The organism is Candidatus Nitrosotalea sp. FS (genome assembly GCF_011319475.1).
In the GTDB taxonomy this organism is placed as follows: Archaea; Thermoproteota; Nitrososphaeria; order Nitrososphaerales; family Nitrosopumilaceae; genus Nitrosotalea.
This window is the reverse complement of sequence record NZ_RCMC01000307.1, coordinates 10,465-19,847: the sequence shown is the minus strand read 5'-3', so window position 1 is coordinate 19,847 and position 9,383 is coordinate 10,465. Positions and strand designations below refer to the sequence as shown.

Annotated in this window: 14 protein-coding genes and 1 tRNA gene; 10 read left to right on the top strand and 5 right to left on the bottom strand. The window is 38.1% G+C overall.

What is annotated here, in order from left to right:
• The 9 genes from DYY66_RS12555 to DYY66_RS12515 form a co-directional block, all read left to right on the top strand.
• Positions 1-327: 60S ribosomal protein L26 (locus DYY66_RS12555; protein WP_166290039.1), on the top strand; the 327-nt coding region annotated here is incomplete at its 5' end.
• Complete coding sequence (locus DYY66_RS12550; protein ID WP_166290036.1) at positions 327-1,043, top strand: 30S ribosomal protein S4e; 717 nt, start codon at positions 327-329, stop codon at positions 1,041-1,043. The genes DYY66_RS12555 and DYY66_RS12550, both read left to right, overlap by 1 nt.
• 5 nt (positions 1,044-1,048) lie before the next feature.
• The gene (locus tag DYY66_RS12545; protein WP_166290033.1) at positions 1,049-1,570 is read left to right on the top strand and encodes a 50S ribosomal protein L5; all 522 of its coding nucleotides are present in this window, start codon (positions 1,049-1,051) and stop codon (positions 1,568-1,570) included.
• 1 nt (position 1,571) lies between these two features.
• Positions 1,572-1,748, top strand: coding sequence for a 30S ribosomal protein S14 (locus DYY66_RS12540; protein ID WP_148693767.1), 177 nt, complete (start codon positions 1,572-1,574; stop codon positions 1,746-1,748).
• A 6-nt stretch (positions 1,749-1,754) separates the two neighbouring features.
• Entirely contained in the window at positions 1,755-2,147 is a 393-nt protein-coding gene (locus DYY66_RS12535; RefSeq protein ID WP_166290029.1) for a 30S ribosomal protein S8, read from the top strand.
• Positions 2,137-2,691 carry a 50S ribosomal protein L6 gene (locus DYY66_RS12530; protein ID WP_166290026.1) on the top strand — a complete coding sequence of 185 codons (555 nt, stop codon included), beginning with the start codon at positions 2,137-2,139 and terminating at the stop codon, positions 2,689-2,691. The genes DYY66_RS12535 and DYY66_RS12530 overlap by 11 nt, the downstream gene beginning before the upstream one ends.
• Before the next feature lie 44 nt (positions 2,692-2,735).
• Positions 2,736-2,809: transfer RNA gene (locus DYY66_RS12525), tRNA-Asn, on the top strand.
• A gap of 202 nt (positions 2,810-3,011) precedes the next feature.
• Positions 3,012-3,278 (top strand): hypothetical protein, encoded by a 267-nt coding sequence (locus DYY66_RS15370; protein WP_166290023.1) that lies wholly within the window; start codon positions 3,012-3,014, stop codon positions 3,276-3,278.
• 40 nt (positions 3,279-3,318) lie between these two features.
• Positions 3,319-3,639: a hypothetical protein gene (locus tag DYY66_RS12515; protein WP_255496488.1), complete on the top strand. Its 321-nt coding sequence runs from the start codon at positions 3,319-3,321 to the stop codon at positions 3,637-3,639.
• Positions 3,640-5,679: 2,040 nt separating this feature from the next.
• Here the strand turns inward: DYY66_RS12515 and DYY66_RS12495 are convergent.
• Positions 5,680-5,913, bottom strand: a complete 234-nt coding sequence (locus tag DYY66_RS12495; RefSeq protein WP_166290008.1) for a hypothetical protein — start codon at positions 5,911-5,913, stop codon at positions 5,680-5,682.
• A gap of 188 nt (positions 5,914-6,101) precedes the next feature.
• Between DYY66_RS12495 and DYY66_RS12490 the strand changes: the two genes are divergently transcribed.
• A complete protein-coding gene (locus DYY66_RS12490) occupies positions 6,102-6,443 on the top strand; it encodes a hypothetical protein (RefSeq protein WP_166290005.1) in 342 nt (113 codons plus the stop codon).
• On the opposite strand, the gene DYY66_RS12485 is transcribed toward DYY66_RS12490, so the two are convergent.
• From DYY66_RS12485 to DYY66_RS12470, 4 genes are all read right to left on the bottom strand, one after another.
• Positions 6,436-7,074 (bottom strand): Snf7 family protein, encoded by a 639-nt coding sequence (locus DYY66_RS12485; RefSeq protein WP_166290002.1) that lies wholly within the window; start codon positions 7,072-7,074, stop codon positions 6,436-6,438. The two genes, DYY66_RS12490 and DYY66_RS12485, sit on opposite strands and share 8 nt — an antisense overlap.
• Before the next feature lie 111 nt (positions 7,075-7,185).
• Complete coding sequence (locus DYY66_RS12480; protein ID WP_166289999.1) at positions 7,186-8,322, bottom strand: redoxin family protein; 1,137 nt, start codon at positions 8,320-8,322, stop codon at positions 7,186-7,188.
• A 5-nt stretch (positions 8,323-8,327) separates the two neighbouring features.
• Positions 8,328-9,059: a cytochrome c biogenesis CcdA family protein gene (locus DYY66_RS12475; RefSeq protein WP_166289996.1), complete on the bottom strand. Its 732-nt coding sequence runs from the start codon at positions 9,057-9,059 to the stop codon at positions 8,328-8,330.
• 57 nt (positions 9,060-9,116) lie between these two features.
• Positions 9,117-9,383, bottom strand: a 267-nt coding sequence (locus DYY66_RS12470; RefSeq protein WP_166289993.1) for an aminotransferase class I/II-fold pyridoxal phosphate-dependent enzyme, incomplete at its 5' end; no start/stop codon positions are given.

The window sequence follows — 9,383 nt, the reverse complement described above, 5'->3', positions numbered from 1 at the left end:
GTATCAACTGAAAAGCGAGGAATTGCAATAGAGGGCATCAAGCGTGAAAAACTCAAGGGCGGAAATGTCGACATTTACATTCATCCATCAAACGTTATCATCACTTCATTGAATCTTGAAGACAAGTGGAGACAGAGCAGACTTGAAGGACAAAAACCACAAGCTGCAAAAAGTGCTCCTCAAGAAACAAAAGAGACAAAACAAAAAGAATCAAAACCAAAAGAACAAAAAGAGGCTAGCAAGGAAAAGCCAAAGGAAACAAAAAAGGAATCAAAACCAGATGATACAAAAGACAAATCTAAAACTGAAAAAAAGGGGAATAAATAATGGTTAGCATCGCAGGTAGTAAAAAACTAAAAAGACAAATGGCTCCACTTTTCTGGGGAATCACAAGAAAAGACAAGAGATTTGTAGTTACAGTAAAACCAGGCGGTCACAAAAAAGACATATCCATTCCAACTGCAGTATTTATCCGTGACACACTAAAACTTGCTACATCTCTAAGAGAAGCAAAATCTGTCATCTATGGCGGCAAAGTCAAAGTAGACGGTGTTGTAAGAAACTCACTTCACCACGGTATTGGTCTGATGGATGTAGTAGAACTTGATGGAGTATCTGATGTATACAGACTTGTTCCAAAAGACTTGACTGTACTAAAACCAATCAAGATAGACTCTTCTGAAAAATCAAAGAAATTACTCAAAGTAACCAAAAAGGTAACAATCAAGGACAAGAAAACACAAATCGGATTCCATGATGGCAGAACACTGATCTCTGACACCAAGGTAAATGTTGGAGATACATGTGTAATTGAGGTGCCAGGAACCAAAATTCTTAGTGTAATTCCTCTTGAAAAAGGAGTCCAGGTAATAATTACAAGCGGAGTAAACGCAGGACGTATGGGTAAAGTCACAGAACTCAAGCCAGGTACATTCATCTTGCCAAAAAGAGCAGATGTTGACTTTGGTGAAAGAGAGATTGAAATCCCAGCAGACCTAGTAATGGCAGTAGGAAAAGACAAACCTGTCATACAAATCCAGTGATAGATATGACACAACAAACAGTATCTCCAATGAAGAAAATTTCAGTTGCCAAAGTAGTATTGAATATGGGTGTAGGTAAATCAGGCGAACCGGTTGAAAAAGCAAAACGCGCACTAAAACACATCTCTGGTCAACAACCATCTCCAAGATATGCCAAGGCCACTCAACGTGACTGGGGTGTACACAAGGGTGAACCAATTGGTGTTGCAGTTACAGTAAGAAATGAAGAAGCAATTCAGCTTATCAAGAGATTATTTGCAGCAAAGGGTAATCAGATGAAAGGCTCATCATTTGACAACTTTGGAAATCTTTCATTTGGTATCAAAGAACACATAGACATTCCAGGAGTAAAGTACGATCCACAAGATGGAATCTTGGGTCTTGATATTTCAATATCTCTTACACGACCAGGTTTTAGCATCCGTGTGCGAAGCAAACACAAAGCAAGTGTTGGACGTACTCATATCATTACATCTGATGAAGCAAAAGCATTTCTAACCCATGAGTTTGGAATCCAGGTAGTATAACATGAAAAATCGTGATTACAAAGTAACTGGAAGAACTGTCCATAAGTTTGGAAAAGGCTCTAGATGGTGTAAAAGATGTGGCGATTACAATGCAGTTATTCAAAAATATGATCTTGATCTTTGCAGACGATGTTTCAGAGAAGTCGCAGACTCGTTAGGGTTTAGGAAATTCAAGTGATAGTATATGCCAGCAACTAATATTCTAGCAAACATGTTTGTAACACTATACAATACCGAGGCAAGAAGAAAGGGAGAATGTGTTGTATTGCCTACCTCAAAACTTGCAACAGATGTACTCAAGACTCTACAAAATCACAGTTACATTGGAGAATTTGAGCACGTTGATGACAAGAAAGGTGGCAAGTTTAAGATTCAACTATTAGCAAAAATCACAAAATGTGGTGCAATCACACCTAGATTCAAGGTAAAAAAAGACGGTTATGCCAAGTGGGAGCAACAATATCTACCATCATATTCACGTGGTATGCTCATTGTTACTACCAATCAGGGTGTAATGTCTCATCACGAAGCAATAAAGAGTGGCTTGGGAGGGCTATTGATAGGATTTGTCTACTAAAACTGAGATACACGAAGTAACAATACCGATTCCGGATACCGTCAAGGCATCTATAGCTCACAAGATATTGCATGTCCAGGGACCATTAGGTAAGACAAGAAAGGCATTCAAGAAAATCCCAGTAGAAGTTCAAGTCGAAGGAAAAAATGTCATCTTAAAATCAATTGGAATCCGTAAAAGAGATTATGCAATATTCAAAACTGCAGAGTCTATAATCAATACTCTATTCAAGGGTGTCCAGACTGGATACACATTCAAGATGAAAGTTGTCTATGCTCACTTTCCAATCACTGTCAAGGTAAAAGATGGACAAATTCATGTAGAAAACTTTCAGGGTGAACGTGCAGCACGTGTCTCAAAAATATTTGGTGACACCAAAGTAGTTGCAAAAGGTGATGATGTGATAATCACAGGTCCAGTATTGACTGATGTATCCCAGACTGCAGGTAGTCTACAACAAAACACCAAAGTCAAAAACAAAGATCACAGAGTTTTTCTTGACGGTCTTTATCTTTTTGAGAAACTCGACAAGATCGAAAAATAGATTCAGCAAAGAATAAATCCGCTTATCCTACGAACAAGTCTGTTGCCGCCCTAGCTCAGCGTGGTAGAGCAGCTGGCTGTTAACCAGCGGGTCGCCAGTTCAAGTCTGGCGGGCGGCGCTTTAATATTTCTAAATTCGAGTTTAGAAACATTGGTTTTTGATTANNTACTTTCAAGTTCCAAAATCTGCAGGTTTACAGATATGGTATTTCTAAACTCGAGTTGTGAAATATTGTAATGCGATCACATCTTAGTGTATTCTATTAGACAATATGGATCTAATACGGATCATATCATGATGATACATGCAGGAGGTCCGCATTGGCCAGAACAAGACGCGCAAATAGATATTGCGTGGATTGTGGGGGTAGACTAGTTTACTATCCTCGCCTTTCGAATCCAAAAGCTCCCAACGAATACAGGGTTCTGGTTTATGCTTGTCCCGACTGCACTAAAGATTTTGATAAACCAAAGATGTTCTCCATTAAACGAAATGTGGTGGACGAACCAATAGAAACAGTAGAGATAGAAATTGTCCAAGCCCGGGAGAAAATCCCCGAACTTGCCAAGGCATCTACTACTAGCTGACAAAAATACTAAAGTACAACTAGACGATATTTTGAAAATTGTGAGAGTATTTCATACTCTAAAGTTAGATGGCATCCTGGACAAGATTGAACTCTCAGACTGGAGACAACGTCTAAGGGAGCCTCTTACTGTTTCAGAGCATACATTGTCTGATAATTGGAAGTCATGTGCACTAGGGGAACGGATGAAAAAAGAAGGAAGAGACCTTGACCGAGTAAAAGACCTGACCACTGAGGCTGTAAAACTAGGATTTGATTTTGCCACTGCAGTAAAAAGAAGGGACAGTTCTGCAGCACTTGAAATATTGGAACAAATAGAAAGACTTCCTACAATATGGCGTAATCAACAAGATTTTCAGTAATTGGATATCGTATTTTTTGAGCCTTTCTATCGACTTTTGGTCCAAGACCCCCCGGTTTGTGGCACAAAAACAGGCCAAGTTTTTGAATTTTCCATGCGTGGATTGGAATGACACATTTTGTGATATTTTGGAATGTCAAAATTTGGACCAAAAACATAGGGTTTAGCTTTTCTTCAGGGCCTAAAAAGAAAACAGAACTCCTACTGGGTAATGGGGGTGTTTTGACCCTTGGCTGCTATTAGTACGCTCAAGTGTTACACCCCCCCTAAAAATGGTCATTTTTGAAAAAATCACAATATGCCTGATTGCCTGGAAATAACAGGGGGTTTAACTTTCAAGCATAATTTTAGAAAACTGGATATTTTTTAAAATCGACCATTTTAGACCAATTTTTGAGCAAAAACTGGTCCATGATCAGGGTAGTTTTGGTGGCAATAGGGGGGTAGAAATAGACCGTAATGCCATAAAGAATCAAGATTTCTATGGTTTTGTGCTACAAGTGCTTTGAAGAAAAACATCACGACTGTATGGGCAAGCAGGGTCTTTTTGTTTGTGAATGTGAACTCTGCAAGAAAGATGCAAAAGCAATCAACAACGTAATCACCCCAAACAAAGTCTAGAGAATACCGCTAAAACTTTGAAATCAATTTTGTCTAGTAAATGAATTATCGTGAGAGAAGCACAAAAACCCTCACGATTCTAGGCCTGGTCAGTTTATGGGTAGCCATTTAGTGAATTGTTATGATATTATCTTAAGTCTCCAGTAGAACTTTGTAAATGTTTTAGCTCAATTTTTTTTAAACTCTGGCACTAGACATGTACAGTATGATCGTGTCTGTAATTACATGATGGGCATTGAAATATCTGATGCATGTCGCCTGCCATGTCTTTTTCTATCTTGGGGATTAGCTTGTCCATGGCAAGACCGTTTCTTGGGCAGTCTTTGTTAGGACAAGGCATGTCATAATCTAGTATGTGATCAAGACAAAAATATCCTAGTTTTGATGAATAGACACCTTCATTATTGCACTTGGTTTTCTCACACCTTCTTTTCTTGTGCAAAAATCCCTTTGGAACCCTGTTTGCGCGTATGTCTGATTCAACCANTTACAAACAAGTGGATATTAGACTCCATTTTGCGTTTAACCTATGAGGCTAGGATTAGTAATTATTGGTATATTTCTTGTTATGATTTCCATTCCATCATACTATTACGCACCGCATTACCTGACTATATCTGTACACTCTTTCATTGGTTCCATGTCTGGTGGTAACATGAATACTGCATCCATGTTACGTCAAATGGGGTACCCTTCACTACATCAAGTCATGCCTATTTTCCAGTATTCTCTTGTAGGTTTGGCAGTAGCAGGGCTAGGAATGTCTGCATTTGGCGTAATGGCAAAAAAGGCTCAAAAATTCAGATCTGTAAAACNCTTCATTACATGAAGTCATGCCTATTTTCCAGTATTCTCTAGTAGGTCTAGCCATAGCAGGACTAGGAATGACTGCATTTGGTGTAATGACAAAAAAGGCTCAAAAATTCAGGTCTGTAAAAGTAGTTACAAGTGAACCATTTGGAGAACTGCGTATAGAATCACAATCGCCTGGTTCCAAGACAAAAAAAGAACCACAATCCAGCACTGGAAATGAAAAAGAAACAACGGGGGCTGTAAATGACGTCCTCAACAAATTAGAAACTGAACTAAAGCAGATGAAAATGGGTTATGAAGACCATAGGCAACAAATAGAGTCTGAAAGAATGGAACTAGAGCAAAAAGAACGAGAACGTCTGGCCAAAATCATATCTGCTGGAGAGATTATGACCAAAGAGATTGCTCCGGATAGATTCAATGATAGAATAAAGCATTATGTCGAACTAAAAAATGAAGTAACAGGAAAGCCTGTAGACCTTTCACTTCTTGCTGCAAAATTCAACAAGATGAGAAAAACTATGGGTTCTAATGATGAACTCTTTTCTGTGTGAAACTAGTCTGAAAACACGAAATTCTTAAGGTTAACCGAGTCCGATTTTTGTCTTTATTTGTTTGATTGAGACTGTAAAACTTTTTCTGCTAATGCCAATCTTGCTTCCATTATACCTACCAGTGCACTTTCAATTCGTGCCAGATGTTCATTTATCCCATCTGCATCATTTCTTAAATTCCTTAACTTGATTGACTCTACTTCAAGTGAAATATCTGAAACATGTTGTGTAAATATCTCTGAGAAAGTTGGAGATTCTTTTACATCCAGTACAATTTTCTGAGTCATGTACAAAATACATAATTCCGAGTATAAAAAACAGCCTGCCAAAAGTGGAAATGATGGATCACATTAATATACCAGGCATGGAAGCAATTTAGACTTATTTTCCAGAGGTAGGGAAAATTGTGATATCTGATGTGTTAACATGAATTATGTATATACACTAATTAGGAACAATGTTTCTAAATTCGAATATGGAAAGATATGAAATCAATATCGTGGTATCAAAAAAACCAACCGATGCAGAAATCAAAAAGATCCAGGATTTTTTCACTGAGATCCCGCTCTCTGAAATCATATCGGGATTAAACTTTGCAAAAAATAGGTGGTCTGCAAAGGATGCCGGAGTGCTCAAAGTGGGAAGAAAGAGTATAATCAACAAAGAAATTCATTCTGTTACTTCAGAGCAGGCCCAATGGAGGCTAAAAAACTGGAAGATGATGATTGCAAATTACAGAAAACTAGGGTACAGCTATCCAACAATCTCTAGAATCAAGAAACACTTTGTAGAATTGAGTAAAAAGCGCTCTAAATAGGCTCTGGCGCTTTTGTTGTTGAACCAAGTGTTGGAGGAAGATCTGGAATGTTCTGTCTCACATGTCCTTCCAATATGGCATGTGCTTCTTCCAATATTTGGTTTGTCTCTGAGTTTGATGTCTCTGTGACAAATGAATTGTCGCCGCTTACAGATGCTCCTGACATTATCTCTCCTAGTATGTTTGACAAGTCTGACATGGAGGAATCCGCTGCTGGCATTAATCCATTGAGGCCGGCTCCTAGTCCCTTTATTATTGACATACAAGGACTGAGTGTCACTACGACATCTCCAAGCTCTGATATTGTATTTAGTCTTAATTGGATCTGCTCCATGGCCAATTTTGCACCTGTGACCATGTTGTTCATCTTTCTAATTTCATTTAGTTCTGTAGCATAAGCATTAGAGTATGCCTTGTTGTGCGTTTTAACTGCCTCTACCACTTTTTTAAAGATAAAATCATCTTTTTCTTTTAATTTCTTTGAGATGGAATCAAGTTTTATAATTTGTAACTGTAATTTCTTTTGAGCCTCATCAATCTTGGGCTTTAGTGGGGCATCTGGTTTTACCTTGTCTATTACCCTCTGGGAGATACTTTCTTTTTGTACATTCCATTTGTTTGTAAAGTTCATTTTTTTACTGTGCCTTGATTTGAAATGTTGTTTTAAACAACCATGTTCTTACTTGATGTGTAACTATAGTGACAGTCGACTAGGGTTACAGTAAAGTCTTGCACGATTNGATTACCCAAAGGTAAATGTGTAGATTTCAAAGCCTGGATGCCCTATGATGGTAACAGTGTGAGAGCCTGCTTGTTTTGATGATATGATGTTGTACAGTCTGTGTTCTGATATGATGGCAGTACCATTTTTGATGTCTTGGCCTGCATCATCACTTGTAACTGGTTTTCCATCAAGCAGTACCTGTATTCCAGTACCAACTCCTGATGCTACAATGTGCACGTCTTGTGCGGTGTATGGTAGAACTATTTTTCCATTATCTGATGACAACTTCATGCTGTCGTGAAGATTCTGCCACTGGCCGTCTAGGTAGAAATGATCTTTTTGCAAGTCTGCTGGGATGGTATAACTGACTATCTTATCTGGCTGGAATCCTTCCGAGTTTCCAAAATAGTTTCTTCCATCTGCAAAGTCATATCCGAAATATAATTCTGGAGTTTCAAATAATGAAAACTCATGGGCTTGCAAATTGACAAGGCTTTGATCTGCAATGGTATTTAGTCCAAGTCTTTTTGCTCTTTGATCAAGCAGTTGTTGTATTACTTTTTCTGTTTGATCATATTCTCCTTCTCCAAAGTGAGTATGTCTTATGTGCCCAAGATCATCTGTGATATATTCTGCAGGCCAATATCTGTTTGAAAATGCATCCCATGTCATGTGATCACTATCAAGCACTATTGGATATGTCAATCCATATTTCTGTGCAGCCATCTTTACATTGTTTATATCTTTTTCAAACTCAAACTCTGGAGAATGTACTCCGATTATCAACAAGCCCTTGTCTGCATATTTGTCATTCCATGCTTTAAGATATGGAAAAGTTCTGATGCAGTTGATACAGCTATAAGTCCAAAAATCATACAACACAACCTTGTCTTTGATCTTTGCTTGTAACTGTTCTGGTGTGGTATTGATGTATCCTGAAATGCCAACTAAATCGGGGGCTTTGGGGTAATTACTTTCATCAGCATATGTAGTCTGGACACTAGAACTGTTTCCAGTATTTGTCTTGTCTACTGTTATCTGATTTCCTGTACTTGCAACGGTTTTATCAAGTGATGTGAAAAATACTGCTAGTCCTCCTATTGCAATTACAATGATTATCGCACCAATTATTGCGGTTTTAATCTCTTTTCTCATCATTATCATCCTAATAGTATGTTATTTAGCAACGGAAAACTTGCAATAGCCGCAAGCTGATTTGTGTATACTAGAACTCCTAATGTGATAATAAGTGACCCCATTATTATGGAATAGTATTTCAAATGTTTGCTCATGGATCTGATAAATCCTGTGAATCTTGAAAAGAATACACCCATCAAGATAAATGGTATTCCTAATCCTATTGAATAGCTAAGAAGCAAGATGAATGCATGGCTTGGTGTTGTTGCAGCAAGTGTTAGAATGCTTCCTAGAATTGGTCCTATGCAGGGAGTCCAACCTGTTGCAAATGCAAGACCAAATAGGAATGAAAGTGGATAACTTGACTTGGTCCTGTTTGGCAAGATCTTTTTCTCAAAATTGAGTTTTGAAATCTTGGATGACAATAACATGAAAACACCAAATGCAATTATTATAATCCCTCCAACATGATTAAATCCTGCAAGCAACGATCCTGCAGATGCTGCAAGTACGCTGTTTAGAATAACACCAAGAACTGAAAAAACAATTGTAAAACCTGCAACAAAAAATAGCGTATTTAGTATTATATTTAGTCTGCTTGAAACAAGGTTTACTGTACCATTATTTTTCTGGAGTTCTGTCAGTGTTGTTCCAGAAATGTATGCAAGAAACGCTGGAATCATTGGTAGTATACATGGCGCAAGAAAAGAACCAAGTCCTGCTATGGCTGCAATGCCTATAGTAAGTTCTACCATGAATGAGTTGTGTTGTTTTTTTATTAATACCTTGTTCCAAATCTCTACCAAATTTGGTCAGGTGACGCCAAACTTTTTTCCTGCTTTTTCAAAGACTGCAAGTGCCTCTGAAATGATGTCTTCAGAAAGCCAGTCCGTGACAGATATTCGTATTCTTGCAGAGCCCAAGTTTACCGTTGGATAACGTATCGGCTGGGCAAATATGCCATTATTTTGCAGGTATTTGCCAAACTCAAGTGTCTTTTTCTCGTCTCCTATTATGATTGGAATTATCTGGCTTTGAGACTCGATTGTATATCCTATTGATTTTAGTCCTTTGCTGAA